We start from the raw sequence: 20,357 nt of genomic DNA on the forward strand, positions 1-20,357 counted from the left end.
TATATCATTACATGTAAATTTTACATTTTATATACCTATAGTACATATGCAATTATGCATAAAAAAACAGGCAACCTCTTCCGGTTACCTGCATTTCATTACATCTTCTCAATCCACTCCGTCAAGTTATGCACAACTTGCGTCGGTTGTACTTCATATTCTGTTAACTTCTCCACAGTTGTTACTCCAGTGTGGACAATAAGGGTATGCATACCAGCATTTATCCCCGCTAAAATATCTGTATCGTAGTTATCCCCAACCATTAAAGCTTCTTCTTTTCCTACGCCAAGCACTTTTAACGCTTGTTCCATAATGATTGATTCTGGTTTTCCAATAAAGATTGGATCCACACCTGTTGATACTGCTACAACTGATGTTAATGAACCGTTACCCGGTAATAATCCGCGCTCGGTCGGAATTGCGATATCCCCATTTGTTGAAATAAACGTTGCACCGTTACGCACAGCAAGACATGCTTTTGCTAACTTTTCATATGTGATGTCGCGATCTAATCCAACAACGACGAAATCAGGATTTTCATCCACAATTTCAAATCCTTTTTCCACAAGAGCAGCATGTAAGCCCTCTTCACCAATCATATATACAGTTGCATCTTGTTTACGCTCATAAATAAAGTTCGCTGTAGCCATGCTCGTTGTGAATACTTGCTCCGCTTTCGCTGGAATATCGAAACGAACAAGTTTTTCTGCAACTTGTTCTGGTTTACGAGTTGAGTTATTTGTAACGAATAAATATGGAATACCACGTTCTCCTAATGCTTTTACGAAGTCGCTTGCTTCTTCAATTTGTTCTTCTCCGCGATACATCGTACCGTCTAAGTCAATTAAATAACCTTTATACATCTATTTTTCTCTCCTTCTATGCTAACGTTCTCACCTATCATACCACTCTTATATTAACCCCTTTTTCAAAAGAAAAAAACGCTTTACCCTAAAGCGTCCCATAACGTTCATTTTTTCTCTTTTATTTGATACGAGCAATTACAATCGCCTTCACACATGTTCGTTAACGTCTTCACATTTGCATCTACAAATAATCGCTTGTACATATCTTTTTCATCTTCACACACTTGCGGGAATTTCTCCGCTATTTCCTTTAACGGACAGTTTTGCTTTTCAAGTATGAAAGAGCGCTCCCCATCTCTCTTTATTTGAACCATATAACCATTTTTCTCTTGCATAGCAGCTATTTCCTGTACTTTATACGCTAAATTACTTTGATTACTTATCTTCTTTTGCAACTGCTCTTCCATTCGTTTCGTTCTCGCTTGTAAAACGTAACGAAGCATTTTTTCATCGCCCATTCGAGCTAAATCATCTAGTATTTCAATAGCAAACTGCTTATACTCTTTCGGGAATGTATCTTCTCCCTTTTGACTTAATCCATACAAATATGTTGGTCGTCCAACATGCTGCCTTACCATCTTTGAATAAATTAGCTCATCTTTCTCAAGATTACTTAAATGCCTTCGAATTGCCATTTCCGTAATTTCTAAAGCTGCGGCTAATTCTGCTACAGTATGCTCGCCCTTTACCTTCAACAATTGTACAATCTCTTCTTTCGTCGTACGTGCTTGCCCCATAACTCGCCCTTCTCCCTTTTCTCATATACAATATAAGATCCCCAAAGGAATCCCCGGGGATCTTATAAGCACAATTATTCTGGTACAAATGCAGATACAGGCCCTAATTCCTTTTCTAAATAACTGTGAATATTCGCTGGGTATTTCTCTACCACGGCGATATGTTTTTGAATCGTCTTATATAATTCATCATGATTCATTTGAATATAATCTTGCGTAAGCATTTTTCGAAGAAGAATAATTTCTTTAATATGCGCTCCCTCTTCTCCACTTATAACTCTCTCGTCCATTAAAATATCAATAATATCTTCGTAACTTCCTGGATCGCGCATAATAAATCCATCAATCATCGCATTCCCTACATCTAATATACAATCGATAATAAGATGCGCCATGCGCTCTAATGCGTAAAATTCAAACTCGGTTTCATATGTCTTTTTCTCTTGAAATGTATTTGTTGCTCGTTCTAAACATACTAGCATTTGTTCTATTTTCTTTCTGTCTACGAAGTACATGAATGTCACCTACCTGGAAATTAAAGCATTTACATTTTAATTGTAACGCTTTCTTCTGAAAAAATCGACAATTTTTCGAATTCACCTTTTCCTCGTTATTTGTTATAGTTATATTTGTATGATTTTTGAAATTGGAGGAATGCAACCTTGGAACGTGAACTCGCACTAGAAATTGTCCGTGTAACAGAAGCAGCAGCCTTAGCATCCGCACAGTGGATGGGCCGCGGAAAGAAAAACGAAGCAGATGATGCAGCAACTACAGCTATGCGTGATATGTTCGATTCAGTAAACATGGCAGGTACAGTTGTAATCGGTGAAGGAGAACTTGATGAAGCACCGATGTTGTATATTGGTGAAGAACTAGGAACAGGTAACGGTCCAGAAGTAGATATCGCCGTTGACCCGTTAGAAGGTACAAACATCGTTGCGAAAGGCCTTGCAAATGCAATGGCAGTTATCGCAATCGCAGATAAAGGAAACCTTCTTCATGCTCCGGATATGTACATGGAAAAAATCGCGGTTGGTCCAAAAGCAGCTGGTAAAATTAGCTTAGATGATCCAATTGAAAAAACAATTGATATTGTAGCAGAAGCAAACAATAAAAAAATTCGTGACCTAACGGTTATCATCCAAGAACGTGAACGTCATCAAGATATTATTGACCGTGTTCGTGCAAAAGGTGCACGCGTAAAATTATTTGGTGATGGAGATGTTGGTGCATCAATCGCTACAGCTTTACCTGGAACAGGTATCGACTTATTCGTAGGTGTAGGCGGAGCTCCAGAAGGCGTTATTTCTGCAGCAGCATTAAAATGCCTTGAAGGTGAAATGCAAGCTCGCTTAGTTCCAATGAACGAAGAAGAAGAAGCTCGTTGTCGTGAAATGGGATTAGAAGATCCTCGTCAACTTCTTATGTTAGATGACTTAGTATCTGGTGATGACGCAATCTTCTCAGCAACAGGTGTATCTGCTGGTGAGTTATTAGACGGCGTGAAATTCCTAGGTGGCGATTTAGCTGAAACATATTCTATCGTTATGCGTTACAAAACAAGAACGGTACGATTTATTAAAACACACCACCATTTAGACCATAAACCACACTTAAACTTAGATATTTAATAAAGGAGCCATGTGTATGGAAGAACGTTTCTTTCTGTACGACGATACTGTCGCTACAAAAACTCGTTTCGTTAGCTTTCTGGGGGAAAATGAGCGTCATGATTTAGCGCTTCTATACTCCGATCGTCATTACGGTAAAACGATAGTCCTTGATATGCAGAGCAACAAATTTGCTATCATCGGTCCTGACGATTTAAACGAACCAGGCTACTTAGAGCATGCATTTTCTATGTCTGAAGAAAATGCAGAAGAATTACGCTCATTTTTATTTGAACTTATATAATTTATCTTATACACCAGCTAAAATAGCTGGTGTTTTTTCATTGTTATTATTCAGAATTTTCCAACCTCTATGTTATAATTAAGAATAGATAGAAGGAACGTCAAAGTATATGTAGTTTCTTCGGGCTTATTCCTGTTGTAATTTTCCATAAATAAGTAATTACGATAATAAACACATTCATTTGTTTTTAAATATACTCCAACACTTAGTCCTAAAAATAAAAAAGTGGCATCAAATCGTTTGAGAGAAGAAGCTCCTCATCGTATGCAGTTGCAAAGTTTATGGACACGTTCTTATTTTGTTTTTATTGCTAGAAATGTATCAAATGAACGATGATGGAAATCAAAAAATAAGGGGATGAAATGTATGTCACAGACCCTAACAGTGAAAGTGAAATTGATTCCAACAAAAGAACAAATCCGTTTATTGGAACAAAGTAGCCACGAATATATTAAAGTTATAAATACACTTGTATCAGAAATGATTGAAGCAAAGAAAAGTACGAAGAAAAGCACAAAAGATATTGAAGCGAATATCCCAAGTGCGGTGAAGAATCAAGCGATTAAAGACGCGAAAAGTTTGTTTGCTACAAAAGTAAAGAAAAGCAATTATAAAATTATTCCGATTCTAAAGAGGCCTGTTTGCGTATGGAACAATCAAAATTATTCATTTGATTACAATTATATTTCAGTCCCTTTGATGATACATGGAAAGTCAACTCGTTTAAAGATACGCGCTTTATTAATCGATAAAAACAATCGCAATTTGGATTTGTTAAAGCATAAGTTAGGTACACTTCGTATCATAAAGAAATCAAATAAGTGGATGGCCCAAATATCTGTCACACTTCCTACAAATGAAAGAGTAGGAACAAAAGTTTTAGGGATAGACCTAGGCCTCAAAGTCCCTGCGGTAGCAATCACAGATGATGATAAGGTTCGCTTCTTTGGAAATGGTAGACACAACAAATATAAGAAGCGTAAGTTTCGTAGTGTCCGTAAGAAGTTAGGAAAAGACAAAAAATTGAATGCCATTCGACGATTAGATGATAAAGAGCAGAGATGGATGCAAGATAAAGACCACAAAATAAGTCGTGAAATCATTGATTTTGCGGTGGATAATCATATTTCTGTCATTCGATTAGAACAACTAACGAATATAAGACAGACGGCAAGAACAAGCCGTAAAAACGAAAAAAACCTGCACACTTGGTCATTCTATCGTTTGTCACAATTTATTTCGTATAAAGCAATGCTAGCTGGTATTCAGGTTGAATATGTGAATCCAGCTTATACAAGTCAAAGTTGTCCCAAATGTTCTGAAAAGAACAAGGCGCGGGATAGAAAATACAAGTGTCAATGTGGATTTGAGACACATCGCGATATCGTTGGAGCGATGAATATTCGCTACGCAACTGTGATTGATGGTAATAGTCAATCAGCCTAAGCACCTATATGGTCTGGTTTAGGAGAGGCAATGAGATGCCCTCATCTTGAAGGCTGTTCAAAACAGAAATGGACTGCGAACGCTTAGTCATTCAAGAATCCCACCCGTAACTCCGTAAGGATTCGGGCTTGCGACTTTAGTCGTGGGAGTCTCAAGTTCCTTTGCCACTAATATAAGAGGTGAAGGAAAATGCAGAAAGTACAACTTTCTTGGAGTTTATATGAAAACGAGTTATCCACAATCGAAAGATATTGTAAAAATTGTAGGCGCACTACCCTTTTTACTGATACGAACATTCGCAGGCATAACGCAAATGGAAAAAACATATACCGATTTGCAATTTATAAATGTCCGAAAAATCATACGTGGAATCAAAAGCTCCACATTTATAAATCATTTACTGATCATGTCGAAACTGTCGATATGGCTCAGCAAGAACAAACTGAAACAAGTACTACCATTTCCATTACACAATACAAAGAAAGTGGTATAGCCGAAATAACAATCGTATTAGACATAGTTTTTGGTTCCCACCGAATTGATAAAGCATTATCCACATATATTTCAGATTGGAGCCGCGCTGCCATTGTGGATAAAATTAAAAATGGTCGTATTCAGTTAAACGGACGACACCTGAAACCAAACACAACACTCACTGAAGGTGATTTCATCTCAATTTGTTTATAAAGGAGACGATTATGCTAAAAATAAGAAAAGGCACAATTGATTTATTGGACGAATTAGATGTGATGTATGCAGAATGTAAAGAAGCACTCTTACAGAACAAAATTTATCAATGGGATGATTCTTATCCGACGCGAGAACACATTTCCTATCATCTAGAACAAGCCGAATTGTATTGTCTATTCCAAGACCAAGTACTTGTCGGCGCCGTCGTCTTAAACGAAGCAGAGTCTCCAGAATACAAATTAATTGACTGGTCAGAAACAGAAGGACACTTTCTTATCGTCCACTCTTTTGTCATCCATCCGCTCGCGCAAGGCAAAGGATATAGTAAAGTACTATTATCCTTTTGGGAAAACGAAGCAACACAAAACACCTACACTGGAATACGCCTAGATTGTTTTACAGGTAATCCCATTTCATTAAGCCTATATGAAAAAAATAATTATATTTGCCGAGGTGCTGTTTATTTCAAAAGTAAACAGCCTCCTCATAATTGGTATAACTGCTATGAAAAAATCCTCTTACAATCGTAAGAGGATTTTTTTATTTCTTCACTTTTCGTAATACAAAGTGTGCACAACCGAAGTTACAGTACTCGTATAAATACTCCGATAAAGTACTAATTTTCGTATCATATGTCGAACGTTGATTACTATCATCAAAGAATCCACGCAATCTAAGTTGTTCATAACCCCAGTCTCCAACGATATAATCATATTTATTTAAAATTTCTGCATAGCGCTCTTTAAGTGCTTCTTCACTAAAACCGTCACGAAAGTTTTTAATTACTTCGTACTGAACATTATTAACGCTCACCGTAGTATGAATCTCTTGCTTTTGCTCCATTATGAACTTCCTCTCTAAGCATTCTTCTTTTTATCGTATCACAAAGCATAACAACCAACAATTTCAAATACAAAAAATTGAAAATTAGTGCATGCTATGGAGAAGGAGGTGATACATCGTGAAAAAGCAAATTATCCTCTCTCTTCTCACTCTTTCCTTATTTGCAGGCTGCCAATCAACTAATAAAGCCGAAATGGAGCGTGAAGAAGGAAGTCGTGTTCTTGTTTCCAACAAAAACGACATGTATCATACGGAAAACACAAATACAAGACTCACGAGAGTCGGTTATTCTTCTAAACAGAAGCATGAAGTATCTAACAAGCAAGTAGGCGCTATTAACCGTGAGAAAGTCGCCGAAATGATTACGAGCATGACAGTCAAACTTCCTGACGTCACCAATGCCGCTACACTCGTTACCGACGACGAAGTGTTCGTTGTATACCGTGCAAACACAACGGATCCGAAACTCGTAACAGATCAAGTATATAAAACAGCTTTGTCCATCGTCCCTCGCTATTATAAAGCATATGTATCAACAAACCAAAAGTTGATTTCTCAAATTCAAGGTCTCCAATCTGGTAGCTTAAACGATAAAGAATATGAACAAAGTCTTGATATGTTAAAACGTGAAATGAGCAAAAATCCTCATTTGAATAATACGGGGGATCAAACTTTAAATAATATGATAAAAAAATAAAAAGGTGGAGAAAACATCCACCTTTTTACTATTTCTTACGATTCGCATAAACCTCCATCGCATCACACATAAACTGCGCTAATCCCCCGCCAAACTTATCAATATTTTTCGTAAAGCGCTCATCAGCAACATACATTTGACCGAGTCCCTTAAAGGCCTCTAATGAATATTCACCGAAGTTTTGCAAGTAATCGTACCATACCCCGATTGCTTCTTGCGCCTCTTTAGAATCCGGTGCTCCATTTCGAAGTGTTGCTAGCTTTCTGTAAATAGTATTAAACTCCTCCTGTTTCTCTGTAGACATACCCTTCGCTGTTTTATTCGCTTTATCTACAGCCTCATCTCCCCATCGTTCACGTGCTTCTTCTTCATACGGATTATGACTAAAATCAAATCCTTCAAATTTCTCTTTATTCGTCATCTCAATCTCTCCTTTTGTATGCTGAATTGTTTTATTAATCGTCGCTATCACTTTATCCAATCTAGCCCGCTTTTCAAGAAGCATTTTCTTATGAAGCTGTAATGCCTCTTCACGGTCGAATGAAGGACTCATGATAATCTCCTTAATCTTCTTTAAAGGGAAGCCAAGCTCTTTAAAAAATAAAATTTGCTGCAACGTTTCTAAATTTTCATTGGAATACAGACGATATCCAGACTCTGTCGTCTCATCTGGGGTTAACAACCCAATTTCATCGTAATGATGCAGTGTGCGCACACTAATTCCAACTAAATTAGCTACTTCTTTTACCCTCATTGTCATGCGTATCTCCCCCTTAATACATACGATAAAGTATGACGCAACGTTAGAGTCAATAAAAATTTCATTTTGTATTTGAAAGATTCATCTCTCCACATTCTCCTACATTTCATGCATAATATATATGTACATACATTAGAAAGCGGTGAAAGTATGGTTTCAAATACTGTAATTGCCAGTATCATAATTCAACTCGTTGTTTCGGTTCTGGTCCCAATTATTGTACTCGTTTATTTACGTAAGAAATATAATATTAATTTGAAAATAGTTGGCGTTGGTGTCCTTATCTTTATCGGGTTTACCCAAATTCTCGAAACACCATTCCAATTATTCATGCGTGGTAATCCAACAATAGGTCCAATTTTAGAAAACCCATTTATTTTCGCAATATATGGTGGGTTGACTGCTGGTATTTTTGAAGAACTAGGTCGTTTCGTTGCCTTTTACTACTTACTGAAAAAATATCGAGATTATAAGGACGGTCTTGCGTACGGAATTGGACACGGCGGTATTGAATCGATTTTAGTCGGCGGATTCGCTGGGCTTCAAACTCTTACCTTTGCAACATCTATTAACAATGGTAGCTTCGCTCAAATGGTTGAACAATACCCACAGTTGAGCCATATCAAGGACTTGTTAATAGAGCAACCTGCCTATTTTTACTTACTTGGTAGCCTAGAAAGAATTATGGCATTAGTACTGCAAATTGCCTTCACAATGCTTGTCGTATACGCGGTAAAACAAAAGAAATACATTTTCCTCGTATACGCTATACTATTCCACGCACTTGTAGACTTTTTCGCAGCACTTTACCAAACAAAAATGATTAACATCTTTGTAGCAGAAGGAATTACTCTTCTCTTCGCGATTGGTGCTTTCGTTCTTATTCGAAAAATGAAAGAGAAATTAGTGAGTACAGCAGAGTAAAAAATCAACCACCAAAATTGGTGGTTGATTTTTTATGTGGATTTTCGTAACAGTGATAACTTCGGCCACCTCGAAGTTCCTTCTTTGTTTCTGCATCTATAACTATATATTTATGCAACTCATCTACTTCATCTTGAGAAAAGGATCCAAAAAAATAAACTTGGCGATCAGGATGAATAAACGAATCTTGAAGCACCACTCTACTTCGACAGCCGACAGCTGTTTTTTGTCGGAAGGTAAATTCTGCATCTTGTACTTCTTTGAATAAGATTTTTTTACGAACGCTATATGTTGCATTTTTGTATTCCTTATAAACCTTCTTATCTAATTGTTCATAAAATAGATCTTCATTCACAAACGATTTATTTTGATTGCTCGGATATTCTAATTCTTGATTGGATTGTGCATATGCTGTGGACAATTGTATGAGAAAACAAACACTGAATACAATACATATCATTTTTTTCATAATTGCACCTCAAATTTTGATTTATCCACATTACTTTTCCACAGACTTAGATCACTATGCCCTTTCCAAGAAAAAGGAATTTTTTCCACATTTGTCGAAGTATATATCGTCAACTTGAAAGATGGGGATGAAATATGAAGAAAATTATTGTAATCAGGCATTGTTCAGCAACTGGACAAGAGCGTAATGCCGAATTAACAAACATAGGAAGAGACCAATCAAACACCGTTGCTACATTCCTCATGGAAAATCATCTACAAATAGATCATATTATTTCAAGCCCATTTGTCCGAGCTATCGATTCTATTCGGCCATATGCCCTCCAAGCTAATTTATCTATTCAAGAAGATGAACGGTTAGCAGAACGCATATTAAGCACTGTTTCAATGGATGATTGGCTTCAAAAACTAGAATACACTTTTACCAATATAGATATTGCCTTTTCGGGCGGAGAGTCAACAAAACAAGCGATGGATCGCGCCACCTCACTTATTCAGGAAGTTTTAACACTAGAGCATGACACAACATTACTCGTTACACACGGCAACTTACTCACATTAATTTTAAAGCACTTTGATCATACTATTGGCTTTGACGAATGGAAAACTTTAACGAATCCTGATATTTATGAAATTACACTTGATGAACAATCTATCATAAAACGATTATGGGAAGCGCCATCCAAGTAATATCCCTTTCCAATACATTCAGTTGACACCGCGAGAAGAGACTGTACTAACAATAGAGAGGGGTATCATTCAATATGTACGAAGACGTACTTTCTTTACTACATAAAACAAATGCTTCTTATGAAAAATTTGAACACGAACCAGTACTTGACTATGAGACTGATCGCATCGTTCGTGAAAGGCTCGGCTTACAAGGCACTCCAAGTAAAAGCCTATTTTTAAAATCAAAAGCCGGGGCGTATTACGTATTCTTTACGTTAGAGGGAACTCGCCTCAACCGAGGAGAGATGAAAGAAATAACAGGAGAGAGCTTATCTCTCTGTTCTCCTGATGAGCTAAGAGAAGAGACTGGTTGCATACCAGGATGTGTAGCTCCTTTCGGTTATTCACAAGATGTAACGATTATTGTGGACAGTTCGATTTATACTTACAAGAAAGTTTTAATCACACCTGGTGTACCTGAATTTACAATTGAATTATCCACAGAAGAATTAAAAAGAATTTTATCAACGTGTCAAAATACTGTTTTAGAGTATAAGAAAAAGGAGAGCTAATATTAGCTCTCCTTTTTCTTTATTTCGCTTCTGCTGTTTTTTCTTTTGCAGAACGTACTTGCTCGTCCGCATGGTAAGAAGAACGCACAAGTGGGCCAGCTTCACAGTGGCTAAATCCTTTGCTAAGTGCAATTTCTTTAAGCTCTGCAAATTCTGCTGGTGGGTAATATTTAAGAACTGGTAAATGCTTCTTAGATGGTTGTAGGTATTGTCCAAGAGTTAAAATATCCACATTGTTTGCACGTAAGTCATCCATTGCTTCAATTAAATCTTCTCTCGTTTCACCTAATCCCAGCATAATGCTCGATTTAGTTGGAATATCAGGCTGCATTTCTTTTGCTCGACGTAAAAACTCTAATGAACGGTCATATTTTGCTCTAGCGCGAACTCGGTTAGATAATCGACGTACTGTTTCAATGTTATGGTTCAAAATATCTGGTTTTGCATCCATTAACATTTTTAAGTTTTCTTCTACCCCACCCATATCAGATGGTAATACTTCGATTGACGTGAATGGATTTTCACGACGTACAGCGCGTACTGTTTCAGCAAAAACAGCTGCTCCGCCGTCCTTTAAATCATCACGTGCAACCGCTGTTATAACAACGTGCTTTAAGCCCATTTGTACTACAGAATCCGCTACGCGTTCTGGCTCTTGTAAATCAAGCTCAGTTGGCAAGCCTGTTTTAACCGCACAAAAACGACAAGCACGTGTACAAACCGCACCTAAGATCATAAATGTTGCTGTTTTCCTTACAGCCCAGCATTCATGAATATTCGGACATTTCGCCTCTTCACAAACTGTATGAAGATTTTTAGAACGCATCATTTTCTTTAAGCCTGTATAGTTTTCATTCGTGTTTAACTTAATTTTCAACCATTCGGGCTTGCGCTTATACTCTGTTTGTTTTGTCATGGTTATCAACTCCGCACAATATGAAATAGTTTACCGTGTTCGCTTCTTTCAATGTAACATATCTATTCTAACGTATGAAAGCGATTTGCTCAAATGAAGATTCTAAGATTTTTTCCAATCGTTCCCTATAATGAAATACTCCGTATATCCCACACTAAAAAGAGTGATGTTGTGAAAGGAGTCTATTTCATGCTTCGAAAAATTTCTCTTTTGCTTTCGATTTGCTTTCTTCTCCACCAAAACATCGCTTACGGTGAAGATAATCAGCAAAGCATATATGAAAAGCGCATGGCACTATATAAAGAAACTGAGCAATCTTCAAGTATTCCGTGGTATTACTTAGCTGCAATGGATCAATACGAAAGAAACATACGGAGCGTAAGAAAAGATATTCCGAAAAAACCAGATGCCATCATTTCCCTTTATTTCAAACCTGAAATATGGGCTGGACCTGTTAATAGTACTGATACTCTCCCCCATACGATTTCTCTATTTGGCGGAATGGGTTTAGATGGTGACAAAGATGGATTTGCAAATGCAAATAACGACCGTGATCTTCTGCATACAGCAGCAACTATTTTAAAGAAACAAGGAACGTCAGAAGAACATATTAACATTATGCTTTGGGAATATTATAGACGTGCAAAAACAGTTGAATTGATTACAGAATACGCCCGAATTTATAAACATTATGGACGCATTAATTTAGAAGGAAATGCTTTTCCCCTCCCTATTCGCAGTGACCATAGCTATCGTAGTACTTTTGGTGCTGGTAGAAGTTTTGGCGGCAGGAGGATTCATGAAGGAACCGATATTTTTGCTGGATATGGCGTACCAGTACGATCAACTTGCTATGGCGTTATTGAAACAAAAGGATGGAATCGTCTTGGTGGATGGCGCATTGGTATTCGTGACCTTCATAATAATTACCACTATTACGCTCATTTAGGCGGGTTCTCTAAAGAAATACAGCTCGGACAAATTGTCGAACCAGGAAAAGTAATCGGATTTGTCGGTAGTACTGGTTATGGTCCTCCTGGTACAGCTGGAAAGTTCCCGCCTCACTTACATTTCGGCATGTATAAAGACAATGGCTATACCGAATGGGCTTTCGATCCATACATGCATTTAAGCCTTTGGGAACGAAAAGAACGAGCAAATACAAAACGATAACCGTAGCGAATTGCTACGGTTATTTTTTATCCCGCTATTTGTGGGCAGTAAGACCCCTACCTCAAAATTCAGCGAAAGCAAAGAAGTTCGGTGGGGGTCGGGCTGCCCGTAAAAGCCCGATTGGTGAAGGCTAATAATCAGTGGGGGACAAAGCCCCCCACTGATTAAAGTTTCACTTTATATTCACTAACTATCCGTTTTCTTTTTATCTGGTACAACAACCCCGCCACTTCCGTAATAAGTAGGCACTTCACCTTGAACGATGCGCGTCGCAATCGGAATGTTTTGCTTCACTTTAATTTCTTTCGTGCGTAACGGAATCATAACTTGTAACGTCACTTCCACTTCCATAATAATTTTGATCGCCGTATTATTAATTCCTTGCGGCTCAACTAGCTGTTTAATATCTGTATTCACATGACCAATTGGCGTAAAATTAATCGGAATATCTGGTCCTATATTACCAAGAAGCGCATTATCAGTTATGCGCCCAAAAGGAACTGACATAGATACCCCGTTCTCTTCAAAAATACCAAGTGCTTTCGTATCCCCTTTTTCTACTTGCTGTAAATATTTCTCTATGTATGCAGTAGTCGATGTTAATATTTCATTTACTTGTTTTGTATTTAAATCAATTGTAGATACTTTCCCGTTCTTATCCGTTTGTACTTTCATTAATGAATCTACATCAAACCCTTCATTAATTCGGTCTTTTACCGCTTTCGTCATAACTGCTGTTGCCATTTTATGCGTCTCTGTTTCCCCATACTTAATTAACGTTGGCTGAATACTTTTATTTACAATCCATAAACCTTGAACTACCATTACGATAAAAATAATAAACGAAATAAGCAGTATATACCGAAAGGAAATCGGTCCCCTTCGAAACCGCGAATTTTTCGAACGAAATATGCTCATAAGAAAACCCTCCTTCTTATATTATTTCTATGCAAGAAGGAGGGACGATATATGCTTATCTCATTTTTAATAGTGCATCTTTTCCGATTGTGCCTACCGGAATGCCTAAAGCTTCGGCTTCAATCGTTACTGATTCCAGCGGTGCTTCAAGAAGTTGTTCAATCGTTCTTACACCAACCGCACGGCCAGCAATAATTCCTCGATCGCCTAACTTCTCATTTAAAAGACCTACATCTAGAGCACCGCACATAATATATCCTTTATCGCTCATTACAGCTAGCAAATTTGTCTTCGGAAGTTTTACGCTAACAGCAATGAACGTATAGTTATCAATTATAATTGGCTCTACATTAACCATAGTTCACACTCCTCTCTTTCTTATCTTTATGACAAGAGAAAAATGAGTGTTACAAGTTAACTAGCCTATAGTTTGACTGAAGATGTATAAGTTATCAACATGTCTGTTAGTACATCTCTAAGTAATTCCGGCATATAATATTGTTTGTCAGAAAGTGTGGATAGCTCTGGGTATAAGTATCCGAATGTAAACATATCAATCGTTCCTACCGTATATATACGGTCTAATTCCAGCGATTCGCCGTTAATCAATACATCTTCTAGTAAAATTTTATTCCCTGGAATCGTATCTGGAATCACTTCCAGCCCATCGTAAATCATTTTCCCCATTACTTTTCCGCGAAATCCGAATCCTTTCACCTCAAGATTCTCCATATTCGGGCGGCGCGCTTTCAAAATAACTTCTCTTAACGTTTTCCCTGGTACTTTTAACAGACATGGATTAATTGGATGTGGACAAATTCGATGAATATCTCCGCGCGTCACAACACCTTCATTTAATCCCTCAAGAAGTACACCAGCGTTCACCATCCCAACATCCGCATTACACCACTCTTTAAGCGCACTTGCCAACATATGAGAAAACGTCGTCTCCTTAAACCAATCAACCGGCAATGACTCTTTTAAATGAACGACAGGCTCAGCCATTATCTGTTTACTTTCTTCCTTTAGCATTTCAATTGTGGATAACGGCTCGCTATAAGCACCTAACCGTTCTGTCTTAATCGCTCTACCGTCTTTTTTCACCAGTCTCTTCGTCTCTTTATCCACAGTAAGCTGAACATGTCCAACGTAATGTCCCCACTTTTCACAACAGCAAAGCAAAGTATTATCCACAAGAACGCCACGCTCAAATAAATGATGCGTATGTGCCCCTAAAATAACATCTATATCATAATGCTCAGCCATATACTCGTCCATACTTTTTCCAAGATGAGAAAGTACAACCGTAATATGAGCTGTATCCTTAACTTCTTCTAAAATAGATTCTAAATGGATGATTGGATCTTCGATATGCCAATCGAGCATTTCATAAAACTCTGGATAAGCTACCGTTAATCCAATAAAAGCAATCGTAATCCCATCTGTCGTTGTATGTAATTTATAAGGCCGCGCCCACGCCGGACGTACACCTTCTTTTTCAAATAAATTCGCTACGAGCACCTCAAACCCAGCATCATCATATAGACGATTCAAATGCTCTTTCGCCAATGTAATTCCTTCATTATTTCCGATCGTTACATAATCATATAACGCCTCATTTAAAAGCTTCGTATTCCCAAGTCCATTTGTCGCTTCCGAAATACTATGAAAACGATCCACATGATCGCCAATATCCACAGTTAAAACAGTCTCTCCCGCTTCCTGTCTTCGCTTTTTCTCCCCTAGTACAAACCGAGAAATTTGCGGCCAATTTTCAAAATGACTATGTATATCGTTTGTATGATAAAGGTGGATGATCGTTTCTTTATTTATATTCAGAGAAAAAACCTCCTCTCAGTTCCTTACTGCCATTTACGCTACACGTACGCAATAATCCTGTAAATACTTTTCGTCTTTTCTTGCTATTCTACATTGTACTCGCATTGTGAGAAAAAGCAAAAGATTGTCCTTTTATTATGGAAAACTTTATATTACTTTTTCTAGTGTGTGAAATAATTCTAGCTGGTGGAGCGGGGATTTGTCAGAAAGTTTAACAGAGAGCTTGTTGGCTGGGTCTTCGGCGGATTTGTCAGTATCTTTGCCTTACTTCCATATAGGTGCTCCTCTCGTATTTGAATGTTGAGGGGTATATGAGAGATTTCTTTTGTCTCATTTTGTCGATAAGTCGATATTCCTTGTCGAAACGCCGATATATTGAAATAATCGCCGATAAATTCCGAGTTATGGTCGATATATTTGAATAATCGCCGATATTTTTTAAAAAACACCCACCTGGGTACCCACCAATGGCAATTGCACACAACATAAAAAAGCGCCCTGCATGCAGGGCGCTTCCTTCATTCTACATATTAACCAATAGAACCTTCCATCTCAAACTTGATTAGGCGGTTCATTTCAACTGCGTATTCCATTGGAAGTTCGCGAGTGAATGGCTCGATGAAGCCCATTACGATCATTTCTGTAGCTTCTTGCTCAGAAATACCGCGGCTCATTAGGTAGAATAATTGTTCTTCTGATACTTTAGATACTTTCGCTTCGTGCTCAAGTGAAACGTAATCGTTTTTGATTTCGTTATAAGGAATTGTATCAGATGTAGATTGGTTATCCATGATTAACGTGTCACACTCGATGTTAGAACGAGAGTTTTTCGCTTTTGGTCCGAATTGTACGATACCACGGTAAGTTACTTTACCACCATGCTTCGCAATCGATTTAGAAACGATTGTTGAAGATGTGTTTGGTGCTAAGTGAATCATTTTCGCACCAGCATCTTGGTGTTGGCCTTTACCAGCAATCGCGATAGATAATGTTAAACCACGAGCGCCTTCGCCTTTTAAGATAACTGCTGGGTATTTCATCGTTAATTTAGATCCGATGTTACCGTCAATCCATTCCATCGTTGCGTTTTCTTCACAAACCGCACGTTTTGTAACTAGGTTGTATACGTTGTTCGCCCAGTTTTGGATTGTTGTATAACGGCAATATGCATCTTTCTTAATGATGATTTCTACTACCGCACTATGAAGTGAGTTAGTCGTGTAAACAGGTGCTGTACAACCTTCTACGTAGTGTACGTGTGCGCCTTCGTCTACGATGATAAGCGTACGCTCGAATTGTCCCATATTTTCAGAGTTAATACGGAAATACGCTTGAAGTGGTGTATCAACTTTAATACCTTTTGGAACGTAGATGAATGATCCACCAGACCAAACTGCAGAGTTTAATGCAGAGAATTTGTTGTCTGTTGGTGGGATTACTTTTCCGAAATGCTCACGGAAAATATCTTCGTTCTCTTTTAATGCGCTATCTGTATCTTTGAAGACGACTCCTAGATCTTCTAGGTCTTCTTTCATGTTGTGGTATACAACTTCAGATTCGTACTGTGCAGATACACCAGCTAAATATTTTTGCTCAGCTTCAGGAATACCTAATTTATCAAATGTCGCTTTAATTTCCTCAGGTACTTCATCCCAAGACTTCTCAGATTTCTCAGATGGTTTTACGTAGTACGTAATTTCATCGAAATCTAAGTCGTTTAAGTCGCCGCCCCATTGTGGCATTGGCATTTCATAGAACTTATCCAGTGATTTTAAACGGAAGTCTAACATCCACTGTGGTTCTTCTTTCATACGTGAAATCTCTTCAACGATCTCTTTTGTTAAACCGCGTCCAGCACGGAAAATCGAAACGTCTTTATCCTTGAAACCATATTTATAATCGCCGATATCTGGCAGTTGCTTCGCCATGTTGGTGTGTCCCTCCTTATATAACCTCGTTTTTAGGAACCTTTAACATTACTTATCTTCGTTTAAGCCCTTTTCTAACGCTTTCCACGCTAATGTTGCACATTTAATACGTGCCGGGAACTTGCATACGCCTTGTAATGCTTCAATATCTCCTAAATCAATGCTGTCATCATACTCTTTTCCTAGCATCATGTCAGAGAAAATTTTAGAAAGCTGAAGAGCCTCTTCAATTTTCTTTCCTTTTACTGCTTGTGTCATCATTGAAGCTGAAGACATTGAAATTGAACATCCTTCGCCTTCAAACTTCGCTTCTTGTACAATACCCTCTTCTACTTTCATCGTAAGTTGAATACGATCGCCGCAAGTTGGATTGTTCAAGTTAACGGTAACACTATCTTCTAACACGCCATGGTTACGAGGATTTTTGTAATGATCCATAATAACTTGACGATATAACGTATCTAAATTATTAAATGACATTTGTGAAATACTCCTTTGTCTTGATTAGCGATTCAACAAATGTATCAATTTCTTCTTTTGTATTATATAAATAGAAGCTCGCACGTGCTGTAGAAGAAGCTTTCAGCCACTTCATAAGTGGTTGTGCACAGTGATGTCCTGCGCGAACCGCAATGCCTTCTACATCTAATACAGTTGCTACATCGTGAGGATGTACTTCATCAATATTAAATGTAACTAGACCAGCGCGATGCTTTGGACCATAAATTGTAACGCCATCTACTTCTGATAGTCTCTCTAAAGCATATTGCGCTAATTCATGTTCATGCTTTTCAATATTATGAAGACCGATTTCTTCTAGGAAATCAATTGCCGCACCAAGTCCGATTGCATTACCGATAATCGGTGTACCTGCTTCGAACTTCCACGGAAGCTCTTTCCAAGTAGACTCTTGTAAGTCTACGAAATCAATCATTTCACCACCAAATTCAATTGGTTCCATATTGTTTAGCAATTCTTTCTTACCATATAATACGCCGACACCTGTTGGTCCGCACATCTTATGAGCAGATAATGCGTAGAAATCACAGTTTAAATCTTGTACATCCACTTTCATATGAGGTGCACTTTGTGCTCCATCAACGATCATGATTGCACCGTTTTCATGTGCGATTGCTCCGATTTCTTTTACAGGGTTAATCGTTCCAAGTACGTTTGACACGTGCATAATAGAAACAATTTTTGTATTCGGTGTAACTGTTTGACGAACATCTTCTAAAGAAATTGTACCGTCTGGTTGAAGCGGAAGGTATTTTAAAGTTGCGCCAGTTTTCTTCGCAACTTGTTGCCACGGAATGATGTTACTATGGTGCTCCATGTAAGAGATGACGATTTCATCGCCTTCTTTTACATTATCAAGACCATAGCTAGCTGCTACTGTATTTAATGCAGTTGTCGTTCCGCGCGTGAAAATAATCTCTTCCATTGATTTCGCATTAATAAACTTGCGAACTTTCTCACGTGCACCTTCATACGCGTCGGTAGCTTTCGTACCGAGCGTATGAACACCGCGATGCACGTTAGAATTATATTCTTTATAATAACGTTCTAACGTTTCAATGACTTGAATTGGTTTTTGAGAAGTTGCTGCACTATCGAAATAAACAAGTTGTTTGCCGTTCACTTTTTGATCAAGAATTGGAAACTGTTTGCGTATTTCATGAATATTCATTAGCGAACTTTCCTTTCAATTACCTCAACAAGCTGTGCTTTTACTCCTTCAATTGGAAGCTCATTTACTACAGGTGCTAAGAATCCATGGATGACTAAACGTTCTGCTTCGCGTTTTGGAATCCCACGGCTCATCAAGTAGTATAATTGGTATGGATCTACGCGGCCTACTGAAGCTGCGTGACCTGCCATTACATCATCTTCATCGATTAAAAGAATTGGGTTTGCATCACCGCGAGCTTTCTCATCTAACATAAGAACGCGAGAAGATTGTTGTGCATTTGATTTAGATGCACCGTGTTCAATCTTACCAATTCCATTAAAGATAGATGTTGCACTATCTTTTTGTACTCCGTGTTTTAAAATCCAACCTTCAGAGTGTTTACCGAAGTGAACAACTTTAGTTGTAAAGTTTTGTGTTTGGTTACCACGGCCAATTGTTACTGTTTTTGTATCAGCAAATGATCCGTCGCCCATTAAGTTCGTAACGTTCTCTGAGATTGTATTTCCGTCATTCATAAGGCCTAGAGCCCAATCAATACGGCCGTCGCGTCCAACAATGCCGCGGCGGTTAACGTACGTTGTTACGTCTTTTGCTAATAGATCAACCGCACCGAATTTCACTTGTGCGCCTTGTTCCACGATTACTTCTGCTACGATATTTGCAATACCTTTAGCATTTTCATTGGCAACGTAGTTTTCTACATATGTTGCAGTACTGTTCGCATCAGCTACGAATAATACATGGTTATATACGTTAGCTTCTTCGCCGTCTACTAAGAATACAGCTTGAAGTGGAGTTTCAAGAACAACGTTTTTCGGAACATATACGAATGCACCGCCGTTGATTAATGCAGCATGAAGTGCAGTTAGACGATGCTCGTCTACTTTCACGCCGTCTTTCATTAAGTACTTTTGTACTAGTTCAGCATGCTCTGTTGCAGCTGTTACGATGTCTGTAAAAATAACACCTTTTTCTTTCGCTTCGTCTGCTAAAGAAACGAACGCAGTTGTACCAGCACGTTGTACTAATACGCTGTTATTTTCATCGATTAAGTTTTTCACTGCTTCTGGAAGCTCTGTTAAAGAACTTACAGGCTCTTGCTTAGCAGCGTCGCCTTTTCCGATAAAGTCCCATTTTTCAATTTTCGTTTTATCAGGCGTTGGCATTGGAAGTTCAATTGCTTGTGCAAGAGCTTGTAAGCGGAACTCAGTCAACCAAGCAGCTTCGTTTACTTCGCTTGCGCGCTGACGGATTGTTTCTTGATCGAAAGGTAATGTACCGATTGTCATGTTTATGCT

At 38.1% G+C, this 20,357-nt stretch carries 24 protein-coding genes and 1 pseudogene; 11 read left to right on the forward strand and 14 right to left on the reverse strand.

Annotated features, from left to right (window positions below):
* Window positions 1-98: 98 nt before the first annotated feature.
* From MHB76_RS23660 to MHB76_RS23670, 3 genes are all read right to left on the reverse strand, one after another.
* Window positions 99-863, reverse strand: coding sequence for a TIGR01457 family HAD-type hydrolase (locus MHB76_RS23660; RefSeq protein ID WP_002112633.1), 765 nt, complete (start codon window positions 861-863; stop codon window positions 99-101).
* 107 nt (window positions 864-970) lie between these two features.
* Complete coding sequence (locus MHB76_RS23665) at window positions 971-1,603, reverse strand: helix-turn-helix transcriptional regulator (protein ID WP_078173458.1); 633 nt, start codon at window positions 1,601-1,603, stop codon at window positions 971-973.
* Between the two features lie 74 nt (window positions 1,604-1,677).
* Window positions 1,678-2,118 (reverse strand): DUF86 domain-containing protein, encoded by a 441-nt coding sequence (locus MHB76_RS23670; RefSeq protein WP_002015910.1) that lies wholly within the window; start codon window positions 2,116-2,118, stop codon window positions 1,678-1,680.
* A 147-nt stretch (window positions 2,119-2,265) separates the two neighbouring features.
* On the opposite strand from MHB76_RS23670, the gene glpX reads away from it, so the two are divergent.
* The 6 genes and pseudogenes from glpX (at window position 2,266) to MHB76_RS23700 (ending at window position 6,186) form a co-directional block, all read left to right on the forward strand.
* Window positions 2,266-3,237, forward strand: a complete 972-nt coding sequence (gene glpX / locus MHB76_RS23675) for a class II fructose-bisphosphatase (protein ID WP_002015911.1) — start codon at window positions 2,266-2,268, stop codon at window positions 3,235-3,237.
* Between the two features lie 16 nt (window positions 3,238-3,253).
* Window positions 3,254-3,520, forward strand: coding sequence for a DUF3055 domain-containing protein (locus MHB76_RS23680; RefSeq protein WP_002112635.1), 267 nt, complete (start codon window positions 3,254-3,256; stop codon window positions 3,518-3,520).
* A 163-nt stretch (window positions 3,521-3,683) separates the two neighbouring features.
* A pseudogene (locus MHB76_RS23685) lies at window positions 3,684-3,856 on the forward strand (transposase); the annotation flags it as partial.
* A gap of 30 nt (window positions 3,857-3,886) precedes the next feature.
* On the forward strand, window positions 3,887-4,966 hold the full coding sequence (locus tag MHB76_RS23690) for an RNA-guided endonuclease InsQ/TnpB family protein (protein WP_078173457.1): 1,080 nt from the start codon (window positions 3,887-3,889) through the stop codon (window positions 4,964-4,966).
* A gap of 189 nt (window positions 4,967-5,155) precedes the next feature.
* On the forward strand, window positions 5,156-5,653 hold the full coding sequence (locus MHB76_RS23695) for a cytoplasmic protein (RefSeq protein WP_078173456.1): 498 nt from the start codon (window positions 5,156-5,158) through the stop codon (window positions 5,651-5,653).
* Window positions 5,654-5,664: 11 nt separating this feature from the next.
* Window positions 5,665-6,186 carry a GNAT family N-acetyltransferase gene (locus tag MHB76_RS23700; protein ID WP_078173455.1) on the forward strand — a complete coding sequence of 174 codons (522 nt, stop codon included), beginning with the start codon at window positions 5,665-5,667 and terminating at the stop codon, window positions 6,184-6,186.
* Between the two features lie 10 nt (window positions 6,187-6,196).
* On the opposite strand, the gene MHB76_RS23705 is transcribed toward MHB76_RS23700, so the two are convergent.
* On the reverse strand, window positions 6,197-6,499 hold the full coding sequence (locus tag MHB76_RS23705; RefSeq protein ID WP_002015914.1) for a YutD family protein: 303 nt from the start codon (window positions 6,497-6,499) through the stop codon (window positions 6,197-6,199).
* Between the two features lie 118 nt (window positions 6,500-6,617).
* On the opposite strand from MHB76_RS23705, the gene MHB76_RS23710 reads away from it, so the two are divergent.
* Window positions 6,618-7,196, forward strand: a complete 579-nt coding sequence (locus MHB76_RS23710) for a YhcN/YlaJ family sporulation lipoprotein (protein ID WP_002112644.1) — start codon at window positions 6,618-6,620, stop codon at window positions 7,194-7,196.
* A gap of 28 nt (window positions 7,197-7,224) precedes the next feature.
* Here MHB76_RS23710 and MHB76_RS23715 read toward each other — a convergent pair whose 3' ends face one another.
* Window positions 7,225-7,956: a MerR family transcriptional regulator gene (locus tag MHB76_RS23715; RefSeq protein WP_078173454.1), complete on the reverse strand. Its 732-nt coding sequence runs from the start codon at window positions 7,954-7,956 to the stop codon at window positions 7,225-7,227.
* A 108-nt stretch (window positions 7,957-8,064) separates the two neighbouring features.
* Between MHB76_RS23715 and MHB76_RS23720 the strand changes: the two genes are divergently transcribed.
* Window positions 8,065-8,880 (forward strand): YhfC family intramembrane metalloprotease, encoded by an 816-nt coding sequence (locus MHB76_RS23720; protein WP_078173453.1) that lies wholly within the window; start codon window positions 8,065-8,067, stop codon window positions 8,878-8,880.
* 4 nt (window positions 8,881-8,884) lie between these two features.
* On the opposite strand, the gene MHB76_RS23725 is transcribed toward MHB76_RS23720, so the two are convergent.
* A complete protein-coding gene (locus MHB76_RS23725) occupies window positions 8,885-9,349 on the reverse strand; it encodes a hypothetical protein (RefSeq protein WP_078173452.1) in 465 nt (154 codons plus the stop codon).
* Between the two features lie 134 nt (window positions 9,350-9,483).
* On the opposite strand from MHB76_RS23725, the gene MHB76_RS23730 reads away from it, so the two are divergent.
* Complete coding sequence (locus MHB76_RS23730; protein WP_016106532.1) at window positions 9,484-10,038, forward strand: histidine phosphatase family protein; 555 nt, start codon at window positions 9,484-9,486, stop codon at window positions 10,036-10,038.
* Window positions 10,039-10,112: 74 nt separating this feature from the next.
* Window positions 10,113-10,592 carry a YbaK/EbsC family protein gene (locus tag MHB76_RS23735; RefSeq protein ID WP_078173451.1) on the forward strand — a complete coding sequence of 160 codons (480 nt, stop codon included), beginning with the start codon at window positions 10,113-10,115 and terminating at the stop codon, window positions 10,590-10,592.
* Window positions 10,593-10,611: 19 nt separating this feature from the next.
* On the opposite strand, the gene lipA is transcribed toward MHB76_RS23735, so the two are convergent.
* Entirely contained in the window at window positions 10,612-11,508 is an 897-nt protein-coding gene (lipA, locus tag MHB76_RS23740; protein WP_078173450.1) for a lipoyl synthase, read from the reverse strand.
* A 189-nt stretch (window positions 11,509-11,697) separates the two neighbouring features.
* On the opposite strand from lipA, the gene MHB76_RS23745 reads away from it, so the two are divergent.
* Entirely contained in the window at window positions 11,698-12,681 is a 984-nt protein-coding gene (locus MHB76_RS23745; RefSeq protein ID WP_078173449.1) for a M23 family metallopeptidase, read from the forward strand.
* Window positions 12,682-12,867: 186 nt separating this feature from the next.
* Here the strand turns inward: MHB76_RS23745 and yunB are convergent, their stop codons facing one another.
* The 7 genes from yunB to sufD form a co-directional block, all read right to left on the reverse strand.
* Window positions 12,868-13,599 (reverse strand): sporulation protein YunB, encoded by a 732-nt coding sequence (gene yunB / locus MHB76_RS23750; RefSeq protein ID WP_002112657.1) that lies wholly within the window; start codon window positions 13,597-13,599, stop codon window positions 12,868-12,870.
* Window positions 13,600-13,654: 55 nt separating this feature from the next.
* Window positions 13,655-13,957: a YunC family protein gene (locus MHB76_RS23755; RefSeq protein WP_002112658.1), complete on the reverse strand. Its 303-nt coding sequence runs from the start codon at window positions 13,955-13,957 to the stop codon at window positions 13,655-13,657.
* A gap of 65 nt (window positions 13,958-14,022) precedes the next feature.
* A complete protein-coding gene (locus MHB76_RS23760; RefSeq protein WP_213020125.1) occupies window positions 14,023-15,438 on the reverse strand; it encodes a bifunctional metallophosphatase/5'-nucleotidase in 1,416 nt (471 codons plus the stop codon).
* 530 nt (window positions 15,439-15,968) lie between these two features.
* Window positions 15,969-17,366, reverse strand: a complete 1,398-nt coding sequence (sufB, locus tag MHB76_RS23765) for a Fe-S cluster assembly protein SufB (protein ID WP_002015928.1) — start codon at window positions 17,364-17,366, stop codon at window positions 15,969-15,971.
* Between the two features lie 48 nt (window positions 17,367-17,414).
* Window positions 17,415-17,846 carry a Fe-S cluster assembly sulfur transfer protein SufU gene (sufU, locus tag MHB76_RS23770; RefSeq protein WP_000009523.1) on the reverse strand — a complete coding sequence of 144 codons (432 nt, stop codon included), beginning with the start codon at window positions 17,844-17,846 and terminating at the stop codon, window positions 17,415-17,417.
* Window positions 17,836-19,056 carry a cysteine desulfurase SufS gene (gene sufS, locus MHB76_RS23775; protein WP_002145051.1) on the reverse strand — a complete coding sequence of 407 codons (1,221 nt, stop codon included), beginning with the start codon at window positions 19,054-19,056 and terminating at the stop codon, window positions 17,836-17,838. The genes sufU and sufS overlap by 11 nt, the downstream gene beginning before the upstream one ends.
* The gene (gene sufD, locus MHB76_RS23780) at window positions 19,056-20,348 is read right to left on the reverse strand and encodes a Fe-S cluster assembly protein SufD (protein WP_002159996.1); all 1,293 of its coding nucleotides are present in this window, start codon (window positions 20,346-20,348) and stop codon (window positions 19,056-19,058) included. The genes sufS and sufD overlap by 1 nt, the downstream gene beginning before the upstream one ends.
* Window positions 20,349-20,357: the final 9 nt, after the last annotated feature.

The organism is Bacillus sp. FSL M7-1345 (genome assembly GCF_038006985.1).
Lineage (GTDB): Bacteria > Bacillota > Bacilli > Bacillales > Bacillaceae_G > Bacillus_A > Bacillus_A cereus_U.

Excerpts from the sequence above, each read along its gene's own strand:
- MHB76_RS23735 (WP_078173451.1), top strand. The coding sequence starts at position 10,113 with ATGTACGAAGACGTACTTTCTTTACTACATAAAACAAATGCTTCTTAT.
- yunB (WP_002112657.1), bottom strand. The coding sequence starts at position 13,599 with ATGAGCATATTTCGTTCGAAAAATTCGCGGTTTCGAAGGGGACCGATT.
- MHB76_RS23715 (WP_078173454.1), bottom strand. The coding sequence starts at position 7,956 with ATGACAATGAGGGTAAAAGAAGTAGCTAATTTAGTTGGAATTAGTGTG.
- sufD (WP_002159996.1), bottom strand. The coding sequence starts at position 20,348 with ATGACAATCGGTACATTACCTTTCGATCAAGAAACAATCCGTCAGCGC.
- MHB76_RS23720 (WP_078173453.1), top strand. The coding sequence starts at position 8,065 with ATGCATAATATATATGTACATACATTAGAAAGCGGTGAAAGTATGGTT.
- sufU (WP_000009523.1), bottom strand. The coding sequence starts at position 17,846 with ATGTCATTTAATAATTTAGATACGTTATATCGTCAAGTTATTATGGAT.
- MHB76_RS23660 (WP_002112633.1), bottom strand. The coding sequence starts at position 863 with ATGTATAAAGGTTATTTAATTGACTTAGACGGTACGATGTATCGCGGA.
- MHB76_RS23695 (WP_078173456.1), top strand. The coding sequence starts at position 5,156 with ATGCAGAAAGTACAACTTTCTTGGAGTTTATATGAAAACGAGTTATCC.
- MHB76_RS23670 (WP_002015910.1), bottom strand. The coding sequence starts at position 2,118 with ATGTACTTCGTAGACAGAAAGAAAATAGAACAAATGCTAGTATGTTTA.
- sufB (WP_002015928.1), bottom strand. The coding sequence starts at position 17,366 with ATGGCGAAGCAACTGCCAGATATCGGCGATTATAAATATGGTTTCAAG.
- MHB76_RS23665 (WP_078173458.1), bottom strand. The coding sequence starts at position 1,603 with ATGGGGCAAGCACGTACGACGAAAGAAGAGATTGTACAATTGTTGAAG.
- MHB76_RS23730 (WP_016106532.1), top strand. The coding sequence starts at position 9,484 with ATGAAGAAAATTATTGTAATCAGGCATTGTTCAGCAACTGGACAAGAG.
- lipA (WP_078173450.1), bottom strand. The coding sequence starts at position 11,508 with ATGACAAAACAAACAGAGTATAAGCGCAAGCCCGAATGGTTGAAAATT.
- MHB76_RS23680 (WP_002112635.1), top strand. The coding sequence starts at position 3,254 with ATGGAAGAACGTTTCTTTCTGTACGACGATACTGTCGCTACAAAAACT.
- MHB76_RS23705 (WP_002015914.1), bottom strand. The coding sequence starts at position 6,499 with ATGGAGCAAAAGCAAGAGATTCATACTACGGTGAGCGTTAATAATGTT.
- MHB76_RS23700 (WP_078173455.1), top strand. The coding sequence starts at position 5,665 with ATGCTAAAAATAAGAAAAGGCACAATTGATTTATTGGACGAATTAGAT.
- MHB76_RS23745 (WP_078173449.1), top strand. The coding sequence starts at position 11,698 with ATGCTTCGAAAAATTTCTCTTTTGCTTTCGATTTGCTTTCTTCTCCAC.
- MHB76_RS23725 (WP_078173452.1), bottom strand. The coding sequence starts at position 9,349 with ATGAAAAAAATGATATGTATTGTATTCAGTGTTTGTTTTCTCATACAA.
- MHB76_RS23690 (WP_078173457.1), top strand. The coding sequence starts at position 3,887 with ATGTCACAGACCCTAACAGTGAAAGTGAAATTGATTCCAACAAAAGAA.
- sufS (WP_002145051.1), bottom strand. The coding sequence starts at position 19,056 with ATGAATATTCATGAAATACGCAAACAGTTTCCAATTCTTGATCAAAAA.
- MHB76_RS23755 (WP_002112658.1), bottom strand. The coding sequence starts at position 13,957 with ATGGTTAATGTAGAGCCAATTATAATTGATAACTATACGTTCATTGCT.